The 20276-nt window shown below is 44.0% G+C and carries 19 protein-coding genes; 7 read left to right on the top strand and 12 right to left on the bottom strand.

Annotation, left to right across the window (positions count from 1 at the left end):
* Positions 1–80: 80 nt before the first annotated feature.
* The 3 genes from QUA54_RS05100 to QUA54_RS05090 form a co-directional block, all read right to left on the bottom strand.
* Entirely contained in the window at positions 81–692 is a 612-nt protein-coding gene (locus QUA54_RS05100; protein ID WP_333413651.1) for a hypothetical protein, read from the bottom strand.
* A 136-nt stretch (positions 693–828) separates the two neighbouring features.
* A complete protein-coding gene (locus QUA54_RS05095; RefSeq protein ID WP_333413650.1) occupies positions 829–3237 on the bottom strand; it encodes a hypothetical protein in 2409 nt (802 codons plus the stop codon).
* Positions 3238–3470: 233 nt separating this feature from the next.
* Complete coding sequence (locus QUA54_RS05090) at positions 3471–7040, bottom strand: hypothetical protein (RefSeq protein WP_333413649.1); 3570 nt, start codon at positions 7038–7040, stop codon at positions 3471–3473.
* Between the two features lie 174 nt (positions 7041–7214).
* On the opposite strand from QUA54_RS05090, the gene QUA54_RS05085 reads away from it, so the two are divergent.
* Entirely contained in the window at positions 7215–7451 is a 237-nt protein-coding gene (locus tag QUA54_RS05085; RefSeq protein ID WP_333413648.1) for a hypothetical protein, read from the top strand.
* Between the two features lie 235 nt (positions 7452–7686).
* Here QUA54_RS05085 and QUA54_RS05080 read toward each other — a convergent pair whose 3' ends face one another.
* Both QUA54_RS05080 and QUA54_RS05075 read right to left on the bottom strand, forming a co-directional pair.
* Complete coding sequence (locus QUA54_RS05080) at positions 7687–8310, bottom strand: siphovirus Gp157 family protein (RefSeq protein WP_333413647.1); 624 nt, start codon at positions 8308–8310, stop codon at positions 7687–7689.
* 2 nt (positions 8311–8312) lie between these two features.
* The gene (locus QUA54_RS05075) at positions 8313–8486 is read right to left on the bottom strand and encodes a hypothetical protein (protein WP_333413646.1); all 174 of its coding nucleotides are present in this window, start codon (positions 8484–8486) and stop codon (positions 8313–8315) included.
* 65 nt (positions 8487–8551) lie between these two features.
* Between QUA54_RS05075 and QUA54_RS05070 the strand changes: the two genes are divergently transcribed.
* On the top strand, positions 8552–9679 hold the full coding sequence (locus tag QUA54_RS05070; RefSeq protein WP_333413645.1) for a hypothetical protein: 1128 nt from the start codon (positions 8552–8554) through the stop codon (positions 9677–9679).
* Between the two features lie 114 nt (positions 9680–9793).
* Here QUA54_RS05070 and QUA54_RS05065 read toward each other — a convergent pair whose 3' ends face one another.
* The 3 genes from QUA54_RS05065 to QUA54_RS05055 form a co-directional block, all read right to left on the bottom strand.
* The gene (locus QUA54_RS05065; RefSeq protein ID WP_015179801.1) at positions 9794–10126 is read right to left on the bottom strand and encodes a XisI protein; all 333 of its coding nucleotides are present in this window, start codon (positions 10124–10126) and stop codon (positions 9794–9796) included.
* On the bottom strand, positions 10114–10530 hold the full coding sequence (locus tag QUA54_RS05060) for a XisH family protein (RefSeq protein ID WP_333413644.1): 417 nt from the start codon (positions 10528–10530) through the stop codon (positions 10114–10116). Before QUA54_RS05060 ends, QUA54_RS05065 begins: the two co-directional genes overlap by 13 nt.
* 318 nt (positions 10531–10848) lie before the next feature.
* The gene (locus QUA54_RS05055) at positions 10849–11187 is read right to left on the bottom strand and encodes a hypothetical protein (protein ID WP_333413643.1); all 339 of its coding nucleotides are present in this window, start codon (positions 11185–11187) and stop codon (positions 10849–10851) included.
* Positions 11188–11622: 435 nt separating this feature from the next.
* Between QUA54_RS05055 and QUA54_RS05050 the strand changes: the two genes are divergently transcribed.
* From QUA54_RS05050 to QUA54_RS05030, 5 genes are all read left to right on the top strand, one after another.
* Complete coding sequence (locus QUA54_RS05050) at positions 11623–11877, top strand: hypothetical protein (RefSeq protein ID WP_333413642.1); 255 nt, start codon at positions 11623–11625, stop codon at positions 11875–11877.
* 90 nt (positions 11878–11967) lie between these two features.
* Positions 11968–12090 carry a hypothetical protein gene (locus tag QUA54_RS05045; RefSeq protein ID WP_333154329.1) on the top strand — a complete coding sequence of 41 codons (123 nt, stop codon included), beginning with the start codon at positions 11968–11970 and terminating at the stop codon, positions 12088–12090.
* Positions 12091–12192: 102 nt separating this feature from the next.
* Entirely contained in the window at positions 12193–12342 is a 150-nt protein-coding gene (locus QUA54_RS05040) for an nSTAND3 domain-containing NTPase (RefSeq protein WP_333085312.1), read from the top strand.
* A 300-nt stretch (positions 12343–12642) separates the two neighbouring features.
* A complete protein-coding gene (locus tag QUA54_RS05035) occupies positions 12643–12924 on the top strand; it encodes a hypothetical protein (protein WP_333413641.1) in 282 nt (93 codons plus the stop codon).
* Complete coding sequence (locus tag QUA54_RS05030; protein WP_333413640.1) at positions 12921–13913, top strand: tyrosine-type recombinase/integrase; 993 nt, start codon at positions 12921–12923, stop codon at positions 13911–13913. Before QUA54_RS05035 ends, QUA54_RS05030 begins: the two co-directional genes overlap by 4 nt.
* A 381-nt stretch (positions 13914–14294) precedes the next feature.
* Here QUA54_RS05030 and QUA54_RS05025 read toward each other — a convergent pair whose 3' ends face one another.
* The 4 genes from QUA54_RS05025 to QUA54_RS05010 form a co-directional block, all read right to left on the bottom strand.
* The gene (locus tag QUA54_RS05025) at positions 14295–14729 is read right to left on the bottom strand and encodes a hypothetical protein (RefSeq protein ID WP_333413639.1); all 435 of its coding nucleotides are present in this window, start codon (positions 14727–14729) and stop codon (positions 14295–14297) included.
* Between the two features lie 293 nt (positions 14730–15022).
* On the bottom strand, positions 15023–16165 hold the full coding sequence (locus QUA54_RS05020) for a leucine-rich repeat domain-containing protein (RefSeq protein ID WP_333413638.1): 1143 nt from the start codon (positions 16163–16165) through the stop codon (positions 15023–15025).
* Between the two features lie 911 nt (positions 16166–17076).
* Positions 17077–18117, bottom strand: a complete 1041-nt coding sequence (locus QUA54_RS05015) for a hypothetical protein (RefSeq protein WP_333134554.1) — start codon at positions 18115–18117, stop codon at positions 17077–17079.
* A 19-nt stretch (positions 18118–18136) separates the two neighbouring features.
* Complete coding sequence (locus QUA54_RS05010; RefSeq protein WP_333106742.1) at positions 18137–19846, bottom strand: SNF2-related protein; 1710 nt, start codon at positions 19844–19846, stop codon at positions 18137–18139.
* Between the last annotated feature and the right edge of the window lie 430 nt (positions 19847–20276).

The raw sequence follows: 20276 nt of genomic DNA, 5'->3' as shown, positions 1-20276 counted from the left end.
AGCTTGCTGTTTACTGCACACCTCTAATCTCCCCTCTCCCCCTCTCCCCCTCCCCCACTCTCCCCCTCTCCCCTTCTTCCCTAAGCTCCTCCACCTCCGCCATTGCCAACGAACAGAAAAGTTATTACGTCAACGGCAATTACAATGGCAAAAGCTAAGGCAACTTGGGTAACAATTGGTCTCCAGTCATTACCTTGTTGTGCTTGGTTGTAGGCGAAAAGAGAAGCGGCTGCTACTAACAAAAGAAATGCTCCGCGAATTAAGTTGAAAATCAGTTCGATGACTTCGGCATCAATAGCTTCGCCTCCTGCTGAAGAGGCTCCTTCTGCGAGTTCTTGCATAAATTCTTCTAAGCCGGAGAGGAAGAGGGCGTTGGCTGGGGAATCGAGTACGGAGCAAAGTGCAGTAGAGGTGATAATGGCAGTGGCAATGTGCCAAAAACGAATTTTGCAGCCTATGTATCGCTCTACAATGGGAATAGCTCTAGTGAGGTGCCATAAACTCAAAAACACAATGCTGGAGCAGCCTAAAGTCGCAATTAAGAGCGGGTCGTGAATGCTGAAGTAGATGAGCGAGGCTAGGCAAATGCCGAGGAATGGAAGGTCGCCCAGTTTGATTTTCTGTTGTTTTAACCAGCGTGATAATGAGTTGCGGTTTCGTTCATTTCTTGTTTGGTCTAAGTAAGTAGCCATGTCACTATCTCGATTAATTCAGTGCTTTAATGCTAATTTAAGTTGCATCTAATCCCTGCAAAATCGCCAAAAAAGGTGATTCTATACAGTGAGAGTGACCCCCTCCAAATGGAGGGTGCAAGTGAAAAAAGTTATTTCAAATTTCCATTTCGGTCTCAGTTTTTCTCGCTTCCTGCTTGTTGGAGTTCTGGTTGGGAGCAAGTTGCTGTTGGGATAGGAGATTTTCTACTACTTCTGGTGGAATATCGCACAGAAGTACCTCAACATTACCTTTTTGGAGGCTGGCCTCAAAAACTATCTCGCTGTGAGAGTTAAAGCCTTTGATAGTACCCTTCGACTTGGATTTATCGCTGAATTCGACTTCAAAGTCGAGGCGCGAGCCTTGGGAATCGGTAAAGCTGACTTCATCTTGATTGCTTCTCTTTACCATTTCAGCTAGCCGCTCTTGGTTGACAGCTTGTTGAAAAATCTTTAAGCGGTCGAGTTCTTCTTTTTCTTCAGGTTTCAGGAAGTCGTTTGTAACTTCCCATTCTCCAGTTTTATCCTGTACTGCTGAAAACAGTTCCTCGCCTTCCTTAGTTTTTAAGCTGACAGCGGTAGAGGAGTCAAAATTTGTTACATAAAGTTTGGCTTGTCCAAAATCAACCCCGTCTTCTAATGCAATGCCTTCCGCATTTGCTTCTTCTTCAGCTAGGCTGTAAATTTTTGCCAGTGTTGCTGCAAGTTGGGCGTCCTGAGTAAGATTTTGGGCTGTCACAGTGATTTTTTTAGCAGTAGCGCTAGCGCTGTTGCTAGCTGGGATTGTTGATTCTAATGAAATTTTTTCACCTATTTCTGTCCCGTTTTGTACGAATTGGTCGCTGAGGGATGGAGTTGAGCTGTGGGGCGGTTCTAATTTTGCATCCGCAGCTTGAACGCCTGTCTCGCTTTTTTGAAGAGAAAGTTTGTTCTCTAAAGCTTCTATTCGCTCTTCTAGGGTATCGAGTCGCTTTTCAAGTCGGTTGAGTGCTTCATTTATTTGTACGAGCTGTTCTTCAAAACTCGCCTCTGTGTCAATCTTAATAGAAGCCGTTTTTTCAGAATTGTTGTCTCTCACACGACCGGAAATTTTATCAACTTTTCCGTGGACTTTGCTAACAGCTTTAGCTAAGAGCATACCGGGTGTTGAGACAAATTCGGCATCCGGTTCAGGTAAGATGTTTTGTTCCGGTTCTGGCTCCGGTTCAGCTATTGGTAAAGCTTCGGATTCGACCCTTGCATCTGCAACTGAATCCGCTTCAACCAAGTTGGTAACCCGCTGCGAGAGCGAGTCAGCTCGCTGGCTTTGAGCTTGGAGCCTTTTGACAATACCGGCAACTTGGCGCTCTTTTCCAGCCCCAAGAGCAGCTTCTATAATTTGAGAAGCTGCTTTTTTCCCCATCAGAGTAGCGAGAACCGCAACTTGACCGCTCAGGCCGCTGACAGTTGTACCTTCTACCTCACTTCCAGAAATGGCTGTTCTACCACTGACTTGTACAGCAGCATCGAGGATACTATCGATGTTCTGGTCGTTTGATTTTTTGCCTTGAGGTCGCTGTTGGCTAGTTCGGGTTTTTGAAGGTGTGCGTGCTAAGGATTCAGCAACTTTTACCGCTTCATCTGTCTGAAGTTTTCTTTTGGCTTGGGATTTAGCTGATAATTCTTCGTCTTCCAAATCTTCTCGATCAGAGTTTTGAAGGTGGCTTTTAGTTTGAGGCTTAGCTTTAGGTTGAGGTTCTTTGACTTCAAACTCATCTAACTGACTTAGTTCATCTCTCGGAGAGCGGGTTAAGGCTTTAGATTTAACCAGGGGTTCTTCCGACTCTAACTCCTCTACGTCATCTTTTCGGGGTCTTCTTTTGGTTTGAGAGTTGGGTGATGGCTCGTCGTCATCCGAATTTTCTATTTCATCTTTTTTTGATTTGATATTGGCTTTAGATTTCGATTTGTGCGATGGTTCATCATCTTCTAAGTCATCTAGCAAATCGTCTTTTTTAGACTTGTTAACCGTTTGATATTTCGATCGACGCGAGGGTTGCTCATCCTCTAATTCATCTAGTAAATCGTCTTTTTTAGACTTAGTTGCAACTTTAGATTTAGACTTGGGGGAGGGTTGCTCATCATCCAATTCATCTAGTAAATCGTCTTTCTTAGACCTTGTTTTAGTTCGAGGCGAATCGAGTAATGCTTCAATTCCTGTTTTAGTAAATCGGTTGTCGTCCGGCTCTCCCAAGTGCTCCATCATGTACTTTCCTGTGGTAGAGCCGTACTCGGGTCGATCGCTCAAACTGAGGACGAGTCCGTTGTGCTTGACATCCACGCTAATGCCAGGTTTGCCGTCTGCTTCCGTTAGTTCTTCAATTGCATCGGCAAAATCTTCTACGCTGGTGAGTCCGTTTTCCAGGCAGTAATCTAAAGCTTTCTCGCAGCGATTTCTTAGGTAGTTGAGGATTTTCTTGCCCTCGGCTGTGTTAGGGGTGATGTAGTTTCCCTGGCTTCGGCTTCGGTATGCTGTTTTTGTAGCCATAATCTTTGTGGCGGCGTGAGTGGATATTTCCCATGAAATTCGAGCAGTATGGCTACTGACTTCACTCGGAAGAGCGGTTTTGGGGAGTTAAAGTGACCCCCTCCAATCGGAGGGGGAATTGTCGTCTACTAATAAATAGTTCCTGTTTGGAACTCGCTAAAAAACTAACTGTTCGGTCAACGAGCTTTCTTGGCGTTCACACTTACCCGGTCTTAGATGTAGGGTAGTTGATGTTAAAGTTGTGTATCTGCATCTCTTTTTGGTGAAGATGTAGAAGCTAATTCAGCATCAACCTCTTTGAGGTATTTGATAAACTGAGAGCTGTTGTTTTCAGAAAGTTTCTTAATGATTTGACCTGTTTTCAAGTCAGCAGCCAAGACCGGATTATCAGCTTCATCTCTGACTAAACACCTAACATTATTGCGAGATTGGCTAATAAAAGCTGTCCAGTTCCCCACAGGGATTTTAGTTTCTCCAGTTTGGTTATATGCTTCAGAAATCGCATCTTTCAGCAATTGTGAGAGGTAGGCGGGGCTGGCAGCAATCTCTTTGGGTTGAGATGGCGGTTTGTTTTGACAAGGGGTTGGCGATACGGATTGCGATCGCTTTTGGGTAGGGGTTGGCGATACAAGCGATCGCTCTTGACAAAGAGTTGTCGATACGGATAGCGATCGGTCTTGACAAAAGGTTGGCGGGACTTCTGAAAGTTCCTCAACTGATTCAATTAGTTGCACAGAGCTAGGGTTGATGTTTAAGATCAGAGCGCTGCCTTTAGGGGAGGGTTCAATAGTGGCCTCAAAGGTAGTACCGATCGGCAATTTAGGTGAATTAGTAGAGAACATGGCTAGTTCTTGTCCGTCAAGGAGGACAATAGGGCTGCCGTCGCGTCTCGAACCGCTACCGCTAACAGAACCCACCTCAAAAGTCAATGTTTTCTGCCTCCATTTGGGACTGCTAAAGTCAACATCTTTCAAGTCATTGTACTTCTGCCCAATCAGTTCAGCTCTGTCAAACTGAAAGGTTTGCAATTGCTGGCAAATTTCATCTGTAAACAAATTGAGAACCAATGCTGCTTTAGGTGTTTGGTTTTGGGACTCAAGCCAAGTATAATCTGCAGGAGCTACAATGCGTGAACTCACATCTTTGGTGCGACCAAGACCATCGCGGTAAGTTAAGTCTAAACTGTCGATGTCGTTGACATTTTCGCAAAACTTCTTCTCAAGAATTCCCACCAGTTTTTCGCTGGCTTCAATTAAGGCAAAATTGACCATTGGCAGGCTCGGATGCAAAGTTGCTTCATATTTAATGCCTTTGCTGTCTAACAATTCTTTCCAATGTCCAGCTAAGTCTTTGCCAACAGGCTGTCGCTTCTTATCCCTGACAGTCTTATTGCTGCCGTCCCGTTCCAATTCCTCGAAAGGGACGCTCAGAACGTAAGTGTCTTTTGGCATAGCTTCGTGCAGTCGCTCGTACTCAGGTTCAAGGTTGAATTCAATCAGCAGTTGGCGAGAAAGTTCCTTACAAGCTTTGCGAGGAACTTCTAAGTTGGGATTTGCGGTTTCGACGTGCCACATCGCACTAGCAGCTAAAAACCGTTCTTCAGGGTCAGTCCAAGCTTCGGTCACATCGGCTCTTAAGCTCTCGTATAACTTGCTGACGGCTTCTTTAATTGCCTTAGAATCGCCGCCGCACTCCAAGTGAATTTCGCCCATCCTTTCTCGATAGCGTTCCTTAATATCTTGCGCCCACCTGACATAATGTTTCTCCCATTTTTCTCGCTCATCTAAGTCAGAAGGAGACTCGAACAGGTAGCGAAACTCGTCGCGGTGGCGGCTTTTTAGACGAGTCGGTTCCCACTCTGGATTAACAGCCTCCCTAGCAATGCAATTGATAGCGGTGCCGTCTCCTATAGGTAATGGCACGGTTTTGTAAAGCCTGGGGTCGTCTTTGTAGTCAAATAGGTAGCTTGGGTGCTGTTCTGACCACTGCTTAGCCTTGGACAGCAGGGTGGGGTGGTGGTCTTCGGTGCGAGTAGCACTTTTGGGACTGTCCACTTCAATTTGCAGGGCATCAAATAGCTTTCCAAGAAGCTGCCGCTTCTGTTGATTGAATAAACTTTCTGGCTGTCCCGGTTCTGCTGCTGACGATTGCACTCTCCCGATTAAGGTAGCCACCCAGCCGATTTTATTTTGGGCGATCGCTACGGCAATTTGCCGCAATTTGGTATACTTGCGATCGCCATTACTATCGATAGCTTTATTGTAGTCAACTTTCTCTCGCTTCTCAACTGCATCGTACTCATTCTCTTGATTAGCGTGCCTGGTTTCAGAGGCGATATTCGGCATTCGGGAAGCAGGCGTAATCACTAATTGATCGCCATCAAAATCGCATTGATGATGCTGCATGGCTTGGTCAGAGCGAATGAAAACGCACCCTTTGTATTGCGTTAATGCGCGATGGCTTTTGTTGTCTACTGTGTAGCGGCGGATGTTATCTTTACTGACAATTGGGTATCGGGTAACGATTACTTCTGTGCCGTGTCGCAAGTGGGGGGCAACAATTGTACCGGGTTGGAGGGTTTCACAAGGTTGAGCCATTGCTGAACCGTGATGAATTGCTCCCTTAATTGCTAAGTCTTTCCACTTTTTAGCCAGTTGTTCTTGCATGAAATCGACGACTTTGGGAAAGTCGAGGAGCTGACCGAGTTTGTCGTTCCTCAAAATTGAAATTAGCCGGGATTCGTTGCGCTGGGCTTTTTCATCTGTTTCGTCTTGTAATCCGCTGCTGTCTTCGTGAAGGCTAGATTGAAAAGCAGCTTTTTTGTCGTGCTGCTCCACTAAGTATTTGGCAAGTTGCAGCCGGTTATTTTGCAAGTCAGCTAGCTTTTGGGCTTCAATTTTGGTCGGTGTCGCGATGTCAGCCCCAATAGCTGGTTCAGAATACCAAATCGAAAACTGCCAGGAATTTTCGTATTCAGTTACTTTGGCGTTGCCTCGATTTCCCAGTATAGCTTTGGGAAATTCGTAGTCGCCACAGGGGATAAGTTCAGCTAATTGCAATGCGGCAACTCCTTTGATAGAGGAGCGATCCATAATGATATCATAATCCAAGTCGGAGGTTAAATTAGCATCAGGCAACAGCGTTCCTTTGGCAAGAAAGCTAATTTCTGGAGTGTGGCAGTCTTCTTGTCCCCATTCCTGCATCCAGGCAAATCTGAATTGAAAAGGTCGGTTGTAATTCCCTCCTAATTGTTGGGCTAGTGCCGGTGAAATTTTACCGTGACAGTCTCCGGTTTGCCACTTATGAGCTTTCGCTTTTTCACTCTCGTCATCGCTTTGAGAATCAACAATTTTGACTCGCAAGGTTTCGCCGTCAAGGGAGCTATCTAACAATTTGGCTCCAAGGTTGCAACTGCTAACTAGCAGTGAGCCGTAGCGACAGGCGTGGTCGGGTTGGGTTTTGAATACGCTCAACAGTTTGGTTGAGAGTTCAATGTCTGCAAAGTACACATTTTTGCCGGAGCTGAAAGCAACTCTTCTGGTAATACCATCTCCGAAATCGATGTTTTTCAAAGGGTCGAAGCTGCTATCATTTGGGTCGGGTTTAACGATAGTTAGGGATGCTAATTCTTCAGGTTCAAAAAGCAGTTCAAGCAGGGAGTTACGCAGCACCTCTGATTCAGCTTGGTACCGCCCCTTTGCTCTACCGTCAGTCAAGGACATATCAAAGACTGGGATTTTTAGTCCTTCCCCAGGTACCCATTCTGTGGAGCGATATTCTGGGGTAACTTTTCTTCTGCTCATTGATTAGCTCCTGAATCCTAGTTTTTACATTTTTAGGACTTACGCACAGTAATAGTCCAGATTTTGACAAGGTTGTTCCTTCACAAATTCCTGCTACTGAGTGATATTTACCCCCTCCAATTGGAGGGGTTTAGAAGAAAGAAGTAGCGTGTTACAATCAGGATGACAATCCCAATGTGGAGAAAAAAAGTGAAAGTAGTTCGCACAACTACGGCTATGAAAAGCCAACGGGATTATTTCTCTGATAGCGATGCACTTGCTCGCGTTGCTTTTGGAGAAGGTGAAAACAGTCAGCAGTTTTTTGGCGTTTTGAGTTTTGATGCTGACGGGGTTATTAAAGGTAGAGCATCAACGTTGTTCAACGTCACCGAAGAACAAGTGGAGAACCCTCAATACTGGATTGATTTATAAGAGATACCGACCAAAATTAAGTCTTCGCTCTTACAAAACAAACGTGTCACATTGTAATACCATTTCTAAAAAGTCTTACTACACTTTGCATCGTTGGGTTTATTTCACGAAATCAACCTACTGTTGCTACTGTTGCATGACTTTTCATAAATGGTATAATTCGGAGGTGTCTAACTCGGATATGTCTAATAATTCAGGTGTCAAATCAAGGCATTTCTGACACCTGAAAAGATGGCTAACGCCGTTTTTTGGACTGCGTTTTATCCGAAGAACGACTCTCAAGCGTCTGGTTGGCTTGAAGAGAGTGCAAATTGTTACCTGGAAGCAAGCTGTAAACCACTTTGCGCTTGCGGAAAACCCTAGTGCCATCTACAGGCATTCCTTGTTTCCAAGCGTCTGCAATCGCCTTTGTGTCGGCAGAAATTACGGTTTTTGTTTCGACTCGGCGATAGGGTTCTGGCAGTTGAGATGGGTCAATCAAAACTTCACAGGTAGGCGGGTTTTCCTTGACAACAATGCGGCGGTGTTTGCCAATAATTTCTGAAGTTAACACGCCGCACTCGTTGAAGTAGAGAACGGTTTTGTCTAAGCGCTCTCTCCACCCCTGGAGTTTGTTGATAGCTTTTGAATGCAGTTCTATCAAATACTGCATTCGCGCTGTAATTCCTGCAATTTCGGCATCAATTTGGTCGGCTAAGTCGGCATGGGCATCAACAGCGAGTTCCTGGGTTTCTTGGGTTTTCCAAAGGGATTGCAGCAGTTGGTCGATTTCTTCTGAGCTTTCTGCTGATTCTAGTTGATGCCAAACTTGAGCCGCAGTTATTGAACTTTGAGCAAGCGTTGCTGTGGCTAAATTCATGCTTAGTATCCTCCGTTGATGCAGGTGTGATAATAATCGCGGCGTTCTTCGAGTTGAGTAAGCGCAGCCATTGTTGCTGCGTCGGATTTAAGAGAGATTTGTTTGTCCTTTTGAATTTTGCTAACTGGTTGAGAATGAGTTAAATCTTGTGAGTTTGACTGGGTGATTTTTTGCATACAATTCAAAAAACTTTCTTAAAAATAGCGCGACCGCGCTCTTAAAAAAAGGAGTATTTAAAGTTATGAATTATCCTATAGTTTTTTACCCAAAAGTGGTAATGCAGTTCTGCCATCAATATCCTTTGCCAGAGGCAAGTTCTAGTTGTGCCACCTCATCCCAACTTCAAGAAACTCAACAATTCGAGCAACCTGTTGTTTTGCTGACTCCGCCTCAACCACCTGTGGTGTTACCTGTCAAGTTGCTGTGGTTAATTTGGGTGTTTTGGCTCTATGGTGCGATCGCACTTCCGCTGTTAGCTATTTCCTGGGGTTGGCTGTGGTGGGAAATGCTGTTGGTAGTAGCTGCTTATTCCTGTTTAATTGCGGCTGCTTATAGTTATGTGTTTGGTTGCCGTCAAAAGCTGCTATCCAGGTATAAGCAGCAGGTTCTTGAGTACAAACAACAAGAGATGTTATCCCAACAAGAGATATTATCCCAACAAAAAAGATTATCCCAACAAGAGATATTATTTCAACAAGAGACGTTATCCAACAAACAGCAGGAATTTTCTAGTTTTAAGCTAGGAAAAGAAGGGTTGCAGACAGTTTTTACAAGTGTAAAAATTGACTTACAGCACAGAAATCGATCGCTCAAGGATTTGATGTCACTTCGGGTTAGTTCGACAGGCATATCTCAAGCTCGGCAAGGAGTGAGCGAAGAGCGCTTCTTGCAATACTTACAGCAATATTTCGAGGAAGTTGTCCAAGCAGCAGAGTTTAAAATTCCGTCATCTCAGAGGAGCTATTCAGCAGATTTTACTGTAATTCACACTCCATCTGGACTCGGAATTGATGTCGAGATTGATGAACCTTATGCTGGCAAATCTAAGAAGCCGACTCACTGCTGCGATGCTGACAGCGATATGCGCCGCAATCAATTATTCTTAGAGTGGAATTGGATTGTGGTTAGGTTTACTGAAAAGCAGGTGGTTCAGGCTCCTTTGAGCTGTTGCAAGTTCTTGGCGATTGCGATCGCCTTTGTAACGGGTGATCGCTCTTATTTAAAGCAACTGGAAACTGAACCCGATTTGCTAAGCGTCAAACCTTGGACAACAAGAGAGGCAAGGGCTATGGCTAAAAGCAACTATCGCCTTACTTATTTACCTGGATTTGGCGTCGGTTCTGCTTGCGATCGGGTTTCAAAGTTTTGATGCGAGCACACGCAATATCCGACTTATTGACTGCAATAAATGTTGATAATTAATACAAAGGAAATAAAAAAGTAGCCTTCAAAAAAGCTAAGTTTTTTAACCATTAAGCGTAATTTATCCAATAGCAAAGTCACTTAATTGTCGCATATTAGGAGGGTCAAAACCAAGTATAATGTCTTGTTTAGGAACTCCTAATTCTACGAGCTCGTTAGCAATACCCACCTCGGTTCCATCCTGCTGAATCCAAATTTTATTGTCCATAATATCTAGGTGCAAAACCGGGCCATAAATTCGCCGCTGATTGCGCCAGCCCACATATACTAATTGATAATGATCGCGCTCGGTATCAAAGATAGTTTGAGCCTGAATTCGCTCATCCCACACAAGACTAGCGTGTTGGGAGAGAAGATTTTGGATGTGCTGCCTATAAAGGTCTACATTTGCCATTGTGCGATCGCCTCCTGCTCTATATCGTAAACAATTAAATGAATTTGGTTTTGTTGAATTAAAGACTGAATAAACCCCATTGTAAAAAAACTATCGTAGACATTGCTGGGTACTGCTAGGTATAAAAGGCGGTCAGTTTCTTGTTGTTGCAAAGCTGCTCGATAACTAATGAATTGTCCTAATGCTGTGTAAAACTGGGAGATTTTGGAGGGGCCAATAAAGCTTTGGATTTCAACGGCAATTTTTTGTCCGTCTTTTTCGGCCGCAACCACCCTTTCGGCACCCAAGTCGATGTAAAGTTCGAGAGTTCCTGCTTGTAAAGTGTATGGATCGTGAGTAATCTGCCATCCATCTTTCTGGAGAGCGATTTTAACGACTTCGTGAAAGACATCTTTAGCAGACATAGCTGTACTGACTCGTTGTGTTTAATATCTTCGATAGTTTTATTTCAAGTATATACGCTATTCATTTGAAAGCGATGTTCTCGGGCAGCGCCACAAAACTTTGCCCCTCGCCCTTTTTTAGATCAGAAGAAGCCTTTCGTCCAAATATGATTGTGCAGCCGACGTAGTGTGGCGCCCGATGACTCGAACATATCGGCTTGTTCTTAGTGCAGGAGATACACCTATGGTGCTATGAGAGGAAGACCATTTTTGGATGTGGCGAAAAATGTTTGCTATTGGCTGCCGGAGAAACAAACTTATCTCTCCGGCATCATTTAATTACCAGTCGATTTTTAGCTCGCAGTTTTTGTGGCTGTCGTGGCTGCTACCATTGCTGCTACCATTTTTGGTGTCGTTGTTGTTACGGTTGCTGCTTTCGAGAGGGAATTGGAAGTTTAAGGCCAGCAGCTCTTGCTCGATAATTGACTTTCTGTCTCGGACTTTTTTGTCTCTCAAAAGTCGCAGAGCGTGGATTATTTTGTCGATCGTTTGATAGCTTGTTTGTTGAAAATTCAAGACAAGTGTTGTTTGCCGGTCCATAATGTACAGTTGGTTTTCTGTTTGGTGGACGAAGGTTAAATTATTGAAGTAGTAGGTGTTGGTTTGTGAGACTTCCATTTTTTATCTCCGATACTTTATTTTTTGGCGCGACAGCGCTCATTTTTTTTGGTACTAAATTTTACGAAAAAACGTATAAATAATTTATTGTTATCAAGGTCGGCTCACAAAAAAAATGAGCAAGCGCCGTCTCAATTTACTTAGCAAACCAGTAAAATTATTTGATAAATTTATTCACAAAAGTGTAATAGTTAGTGGCAGCACTATCAGTAATTTAGGTCGAAATTTAAAAATTTGTTAATGAACGTTTTTATTAAACACAATACTTGCTTTTTCAGGGAAGTCTAAGTCATTTAATTTAATGTTTTGGACGCGCTGTTTATAAGATGGGTTATTTTGTTGAATATCAAATAGCCAGTTACTAATTTTTAGTGCTGCTTTAGTGAGGGTCTACGGTGGTTTTGTTTGTGTCACATATTTGGAGTATTTTGATCCATGAGTAGCAAAAATCAGGTGATTGTTTCGGGATTGTTAGGTTTAGGATTGATAGGTTTGGCGGGTGCAACTGCCTTGCCCTTCAACGACCGAATCGAGTTCAAAATTGGCAACAGAATCGAATCTCGCCCAGCTTGGTTAGTTCCCGCAAAAGCTGAATTCAAAGGGATTGAGCGCGGTGCAAGGTGGCATCAAAATCTTGCTGGCTCTGTTGGCAATTGGTGGCATGGTAACAGTGATGCTTATCGCTCGTAAAGAGGGGAAGAGCCAATCAGATAGCGAATCAAAGAGTATAAGAATAAGTCTTACGAGTTGGATTTTGCTGCTGCTGAATCTGCCTATTTAATGGCACAAACTCAGCAGCGGTACAAGAAGCTTAAAGAGGCGGGCGAGGTGGCGTTTGAGGGTGAAATCCAAACAGCTTATCTCGAATCTTTGGCTATCGATAGGAGCAACAACCCGCTTTGACGGGAACGGCGACGCTCGACACCACAACCAACCCCAGCGACAAAGTAGAGCAACAGGCAAACACCAGGGGCTATCGAACCAGAACAGGTAGATGGGTCCCTCATGCCTATCCTCACCAACTACCCCAGCGTGCTAATCTATGGCGCTCCCGGCAGTGGAAAAACTACCTTTGCCGAGCAAGAAGTCAAGCGCCGATTGGAGTGTGGGTATCAAGTTATCGTTTGTGACCCGCACGCGGCGTTTGGAGCGTAGCAGGGATGTGAGGTTGTCGGTGGCGGGATGAACTACGACGCGATCGTTCGCTCGAATGGTTTGCGTCAGAAGTTCGTCGCCGATACAAAATTATTGAGTCGCAACCTAACCCCAGCTTTCAACCTATGACTCTGGTATGTGACGAGTTCACAAACTGGGCGGGCCGATGCAGCGCGGCGGGTGAATTTTTTCAAAGCGCTCTGTCCAACATCAGGAAAGCCAAAATGTTCGGATTAATCCTGTCCCATACTAGGACAATGGCGGGTCTAGCAAATGCGGCGGGTATGGCAAAGCTGAGGCATGAAGCTCTGTGAGAAGTCGAGCTACTGGGTCAGCAATGCCCAAAAACGGGCGATGCCGTGCCGGGCGTGCTCAGCGGTGGTCAAGCTGCCGGGTATGCCGCTAAACAAGAGATTTATCTTGCAGGTTCCAAGGCTATCCGACCCGAACAGCCACCAACCAACCCCAGCGGATAGTGCTTATTTAGACCCCATCGCCCGACTTCAAAATAGTGTTCCTCGCGCTCCGGCTTCCAGTTCCGACGAGCCATCGGGAACGTCACTTTTCAAAGGCATAAAATGAATAAACCAGAACTGTCGATAGCCCGCCTGGAAGCTTCCCTCGATGCCAAAATTTCGAGACATTTCGACACTTTAGACACTGACCCTGACGTGCTCAAACAACTTTTAGCTGACAAACGCTCTGAAAATACACGACGCGCCTATGAGAGGGATGTCAATGATTTTTTAAAAACTATGACGGGAAAGTCCGCCTGTCCTGATAACGTTTTGGAGTTTTTGCACCTGGAAGAGCGTCAGGCTGTGTCGGTGGTGTTGAAGTACAAAGCTAAGCTGATTGACAAGGGACTTAAGGAAGCGACTGTTAATCGGCGGCTGGCGGCTGTTAAATCGTTGGTGGAAATGGGTCGCAAGCTCGGCGTGTGTCATTACAGTTTGGAGGATATCAAGGGAGAGAAAATTGTCGGCTACCGAGATACGACGGGCGTTGATACTAAGACTTTTGAGCGGATTTTGCAGCAGTGCGATCTGGCAACGAAAGCTGGGAAGCGGGACTATGCTTTGTTGCGCCTGCTGTGGGGTAATGCTTTGAGACGAAATGAGATCAGTCAGTTGAGTGTTTGTGACTTTGATCCTGCCGGTAAGACTTTGCGGATTAGGGGCAAGGGACGCGGTACGCAAGCTGAGACGATCGATTTGGGTTCTGCGACAGTGCAGGCGATCGCCGATTGGTTGGAGGAAAGGGGAAATTGCTCGCCCGATAACCCGCTTTTTATAGCACTTGATTCCGCCCACAGCGGACACAGACTTAGCGGTGACGGTATTTGCAAGATGGTTGTCCGTTATAGCGAAAAGGCTGGTATCAAAAAACAGATGTCGCCTCACCGCATCAGGCATTCAGCTATCACGGCGGCACTCGACGCAACAGACGGGGATGTGCGGAAAGTTCAGAAACTCAGCAGGCACAGGAATTTAAACACGCTCATGATTTATGACGACAACCGGGGGCGTGACCAGCAAGACATTACCCAGTTACTAGATGGGATGTTTTGAGAAAAAAAAATCCCCAACTTTCGGTTAGTTGAGGATTCTGGTTCCTGTGATTTGTCTCCAAATGCGATCGCACTTGCCGACAGTCAACAGAATATTGGTTGCTCTTTCCGGTCAAATAATTTCAGGTTTTAGATTCAGATTTGAGATTTTTGACAGTGCAGTTGCCGTCCAAACCGCGCAAAAACGGGAATCAACGTGTGTCAAGTTTTAATCCCTGATAAGGTTTTAGGGCTTTAGTGCGGTTTGCAGTAACGCAGTAAGTAATGAAGGAGTTTCAATCCCTGATAGGGTTTTAAGTTTCTGTGGCTTAACGCCATAGAAATTATCTCAGCACATCTCCGGGATAAACCAGGGTATAGATTTCTAATTCCCTTTTGGGGTTTACCCTTCAATCATCTCTAAAATTGTCTCAATGTCGGCGAGTGTTGCCGCTGATTTCTTACGCTTAGCTTTCAGTCTGTTTAGTAGGTCAGCAGCCTCTGGTAGTTCAATTTCAGGGGGTGGGGTATGGTACAGTTCAATCCCCATGTCACTCACTAAATTCTGTAAGCGCCTATTCTCAGCCTTTAACCATGCCACTTCCTCGGTTCCATTCCTTGTGTCATGCGATTGAGCCTGTTTCTTTTCTACTTCGGAACTACCACGCCTACCTGCTGTGTCACGCGGTTCGATTTTTTTGTCAAGTTGTCGGGCATAATCTAGAGTAGCGTCAGCCAGGGCGATCGGAACTCGAATAGTGCGAGTCGGACCGCTCTGCCAAGCAGCTTTAAAGCGGGAATTTTTGATTGAATCTTCGTGTCCTTTAGGGTTAGGCATAACAAATGAATCCCTTGTGTCAAGCGTTTCATTTAGTCTAGCAAGAACGTCCAGTAGTTTCAAGCGCGTGACACAGGACTTTTTGGTGTCCTCAGCCGGACGGGCAGGCGACTATTTTTCCGATGGCCGATTTTTTAATTGTGACTACGAAGAAGACAATGGCGGTCAGTCGTAAAAATCCCGCTGGGAGCTTTAGGCGAGGATAGGGTAATTTCTCACTCACTCCAAAACCTTGTTCTAGTTGGGGATACTCTAATTTTCTGAACTCTCAAGTTTTAAGAGCTAGGTTCTTGTTACCAATTACAGATAGACTCTGGCTTGAGAGGACAAGTCTTGGGTGCGCTCGAATTTCTGCTGAGGTAAAGAGCGGTCAGTTTAGTCAAGGATGCTAGCGGTTTAATGTCCTTGATTTGATTGTTGTTGAGGTTGAGATCGGTCAGGTTAGTTAAAGATGCTAGCGGTTTGATGTCACTGATTTGATTATTGTGGAGATCGAGTACAGCCAGGTTAGTCAAGAGACATCTCCCAAAAAGCCTGTTAACGGCAGCCAGGATGCCTACCCCACAAGAATTATGGGAGAAGCCTAAAGATGCTAGCGGTTTGATGTCCTTGATTTTATTGCTGTTAAGGTTGAGCGAAGTCAGGTTAGTCAAGGATGCTAGCGGTTTGATGTCACTGATTTGATTGCTGTTGAGGAAGAGGTAATTCACTTTAGTCAAAGATGCTAGCGGTTTGATATCCCCGATCTGATTGCTGTCGAGGGAGAGGTAATTCACTTTAGTCAAAGATGCTAGCGGTTTGATATCCCTGATCTGATTGCTGTCGAGGGAGAGGTAATTCACTTTAGTCAAGGATGCTAGCGGTTTGATATCCCTGATCTGATTGCTGTTGAGGGAGAGGTAATTCACTTTAGTCAAAGATGCTAGCGGTTTGATATCCCTGATCTGATTTTTGTCGAGCCAGAGCTTAGTCAATGTAATCAAGGATGCTAGCGGTTTGATGTCCTTGATTTGATTGTGGGTGAGGGCGAGGTAATTCAGTTTAGTCAAGGATGCTAGCGGTTTGATGTCGCTGATTTGATTGTTGTCGAGGGAGAGCCAATCCAGGTGAGTCAAAGATGCTAGCGGTTTGATGTCACGGATTTGATTTTTGTCGAGCTTTAGTTCCGTGAGACTCGAAAGTTGTCGATTAGCCGCCTCGCACTCAGTAGTTCCCGCTTTCTTCAACAATACTTCAACAGTATGTTTAGTTTCAGCACTCAAAGAAGCCTTTTCGTGACACCACTTAGTAAATGTCCGTTCACTATCGCCCCGTTGTTTCTGCACGAACCATGAGAAAGGTTCATTTCCACTAATTTGCGACTTACCAAATATTCCCAGTAACAGAATGCTGGCCAATCCTATCGAAGTCAATCTCATCAATTGGGGCTGATTCATTAGCATCTCCTAAAATGTGGTAGATGTCAAAAGTAAAGATATCGCCAACACTTTAGCTGACTTTAGCCCGACGTTCTTGAAACCGTGGTACAAACCATTGGCAGTGACAGAAAGTGTTTGGTTCAGGGCTTTTATCTTAAATAGCTTATGGTGTAAGCTGTTCTAACATGAGCTCAGTATACCCATTTTTTTTACTCCAAATTACACCACTCAAGATTTGATAAAGATTGTTTGGTTCAGGGCTTTTATCTTAAATAGCTTATGGTGTAAGCTGTTCCAACATGAGCTCAGTATATCCATTTTCTCCACTCCAAATTACACCACTCAAGATTTGAGAGAGATTGTTTGGTTTATGGCTTTTATCCTAAATAGTTTATGGTGTAAGCTGTTCTAACATGAGCCCAGTATACCCATTTTTTCCACTCCAAATTACACCACTCAAGATTTGAGAGAGATTGTTTGGTTTATGGCTTTTATCCTAAATAGCTTATGGTGTAAGCTGTTCCAACATGAGCTCAGTATACCCATTTTCTCCACTCCAAATTACACCACTCAAGATTTGACAGCCTTTTATGAAAATGGTTGGTTTAACTTTGACATCCGTCACTTATAGAAATGGTAATGAATAACAAAGCAAACTTATCAGGGGTATAGCCGAGATACGGGCAAAATAGGACATGACGTAAAGTTTTGTAAATATAAGACAAAATGACTTGAAGTAGCAAAGCCTGAAATGTTTAGCAGTAAAAGATTTCCGCTTTTTGGGTCTGTACGAGGGCAGAGTAGTAATACTACTCTGCTCTAGCTGACTGAGTGTTGGCAGCTTCTTTAGGCGGAAGGGACATTGAAAAGCGGCATTGTTACAAAACTTTACGTCGTGTCCTCGGAAAGCCCGTATCTCGGCTATACCCCTATCTAGTCCAAACTGTCGGGGAGATAATTTTAGCTGATAGATCATCTAAATAGAAATCGTAAACAGGTTCTCCTGATAATTCACAGCAAAGAGGTTCAATAATTTTAGTGAACGGATTCCAAACTATTGTTACAGTCCGTTTCGTTTTCTTTCTTTGCAACTCACATTGAATATGTACTGTAGGTAGATGGATAATCATTGCACTGTGCAACCAAGCTTCTACACTCATTGCATAACGCTCTTGGATATCTAACAATTTTCGATCTAGCTCTCTATTAGTAGCTTCAATTCGAGCTAATTCTTTGTCTAATTCATCACCAATCAAATTTTTTAACTCAATCTTGTGGCGAATCCCAGAGCTAATCGTGTTGTAATAATCCTTTAGTCTTTCTTCATCCCTAGCTCTTGCTCTTGTTAATTTAGCCTGCCAATTATCTAAAGATTTTCCAATCAATATTCCACTTTGATGTTCGATTAACTTCAACAACTCATCAAAAGGAATAGAAAATGGTGTTTCTTGATTATCCACATCCATTCTGTCAGACTCCCAAAATAAAGCATCCCCAATTTGTACTGGTGTTACTCCTGTTATTTCATTGATAATAAACGAAACTAGACCAATCCTTTTTTCTTCGGCATTCGCTGTGTAAGCCACATTACATAAAATGTAGCGAGTGGTTGATGGTTTAGCATCTACAAAACGAATTAACCCATTTTGAGGTTTGAATCTCTCTGGTATGCTTTTGTCAAATCCCGTAGCTTTTAGATAGCCATCAAATTTTACACCCAAGGCACTAATCTGCCCTTTGACAGCTAATAGTTCAGATAATTTATTTAATACTTCTGAATGATAAGTAACAAAAACACTTTGAGGTACATCAGTGATAGTTGTAAAAGTTACTTCTTCTGGTAGAGAAAGTAACGAGGCTATGTTTTCATTTAACAGCGCATTTAAAACGTGTTCCCCAGCCGGTTCAGCTATTCCGTCATGGAGAGCTACAATTTTTTCTAAAGTAGTAATTATTGGGTCTGATAACATATTTAATCAAATCAATTTTTCAAGCTTCAAAATCTTCGCCAAAAATCTGTTCATCCAGTTCTTGAATTTGCTCATATTGTTTTTGGGCTTTCAACAAATTATCTGCCAATTGCTCAAAGGCTTGATCTAATTCGGGTTTAACTTGATGCTTAAGCCAGATATCCATGACAACTTCACTAAAGTCAAATTCATCATCCACATTGCCTAAAATTGTTTCAATTTCTCCGACTACCAGTTCAAACATATTAATTTTGTCGTGCAGTATCCGCAGAATATACTCTTCGATACTGCCTTTGAGACAGAAGTTAAAAATAAAAACATCCTGGGTTTGTCCGATGCGGTGGATACGACCAATGCGCTGTTCAATTTTCATTGGGTTCCAGGGCAGGTCATAATTAACGATCGCATTAGCAAACTGGATGTTACGTCCTTCTCCCCCTGTTTCCGATGCTAAGAGTACAGAAACATTATCCCGAAATGCGGCTATAGCCTCATCTTTCTGTTTAAGGGACATTCCGCCAGTAAATTCTGCAAAGGGGATATTTGCCGCTTGCAGCGTTTTAGCTAAATAGGTGCTAGTTGCTTTATGGGTTGTGAAAACTAAGGTTTTCTGGCGAGATTTGGAGAGCATCTCTACTAAGGTTTTTGCTTTCTCGACCTGCTTGACTTGGGATGCTCGTGCAGCTAAAGACTTCAGTTCTTCATCGGGTAGGCGGATAGTCAGTTGCTTGAGGGAGTCAGCTAAAGCATTAGGGGATGAACCCGCTCGCATTAGCAAATTAGTACGGGAGAGTCTGTCTAGTTTGTCCTCTGAAGAACGTAGATACTTGCTCAAGTCTTGGTAAAGTTTCTCCTCTCCGGCTGCCGGGGTAACGGTAATTGTGGTGGCGAAGCGTTTGGGCAGTTTGACATCTACTAGGGCGCGGGTATTTCGTACCATAACTTCCCGCATCAGAGTGCGTAACTTTTCGGGATTTTTAGGGACTCGTCCATTCTTGGAATTGACGTATTCTTTTTTAAAAGCGGCTTCTGTTTGTAGCAGTCCCGGTTTGAGGAGGGTTAGCAGATTAAACAGTTCCACAAGGGAGTTCTGCACTGGCGTAGCAGTAAGCATGAGGATAAACCGCTTATTGAGGGCGTTGACCAGTTTCCAGTTGAGGGTACTGCGATTTTTTAGATGGTGTGCCTCATCGACAACAACCAAATCCCAAGTACGACTGGTGACGTGAAGATAATGTTTAGCAGACTTAGCCGTGTTTAATGAAGCGATAATTCGCGGATTATTTGTCCAAAATTCGTCTATCGGTTGTTGTGGGTCACGGTTATCTGTGGTGATAGTAGCGATATTAAATTTGTCACTTAACTCTGATTGCCACTGGGAAACTAGGGATGCCGGAGTTAACACTAGGATGGACTTTACCATCCCCCTAGCTAAGTATTCGGCGATGATTAGTCCCGCTTCAATGGTTTTACCCAATCCGACTTCATCCGCTAGTAATGCCCGTCCACCCATTTGTCTGAGGACTTTTCGGGCTGTTTCAATCTGATACCAGTATTTGTCGATAGCAGTTAATGTGGGTAGGCAAATGAGTTGGTCATAGTCTGCCATTACCGAGAGGTTAAACAGGTCTAAACGCGCTTCGTAGAAGTTAAGCGGGTCGTATTTACCAGCTTTCAGGGCTTCTAAGGCAGTGGAAGGATTGAATTGAAATGTATAGTTTTTTTCCATATTTATAGTTTTTCCTTACTTGGTCTGCTAAACAGACCTGTCCGCTAGCCTAAAAGCTTTGCTAGGTAATAAGTGTAGTCATTATCCTTAGCGTTTGAGGCGAAGAATACGGGCGACCCACGGCTAGAACCCTTTATTGTACAGCAAGCGTTATGATGCTTGGTAGTGATACGGAAGTAGTGGTGAGACATAATCCTTGTCCCATAAGCAATACTTCGGACAGTTTTAGATCTGGTCGAGTCTCCGAAACCCTTACTGGCTATATGCTGGACTATTTTTTCAAGGTTTAAGTAAGCGCGCACTCGTTTCAGAAAATGCGTAAAAAATGGCAGGGCTTCCTCGCCCTCGGCTTACAGGGCCGTTAAAAAACTGTCCGAAGTATTGATCAACAGGTTTTATCAAACATATTGATTGTTTTATGAACCTAAGC

The sequence above is a fragment of the Microcoleus sp. MOSTC5 genome, assembly GCF_036701825.1.
Taxonomy (GTDB): Bacteria; Cyanobacteriota; Cyanobacteriia; order Cyanobacteriales; family Microcoleaceae; genus Microcoleus; species Microcoleus asticus.
This window is presented reverse-complemented; position numbering and strand designations above follow the sequence as displayed.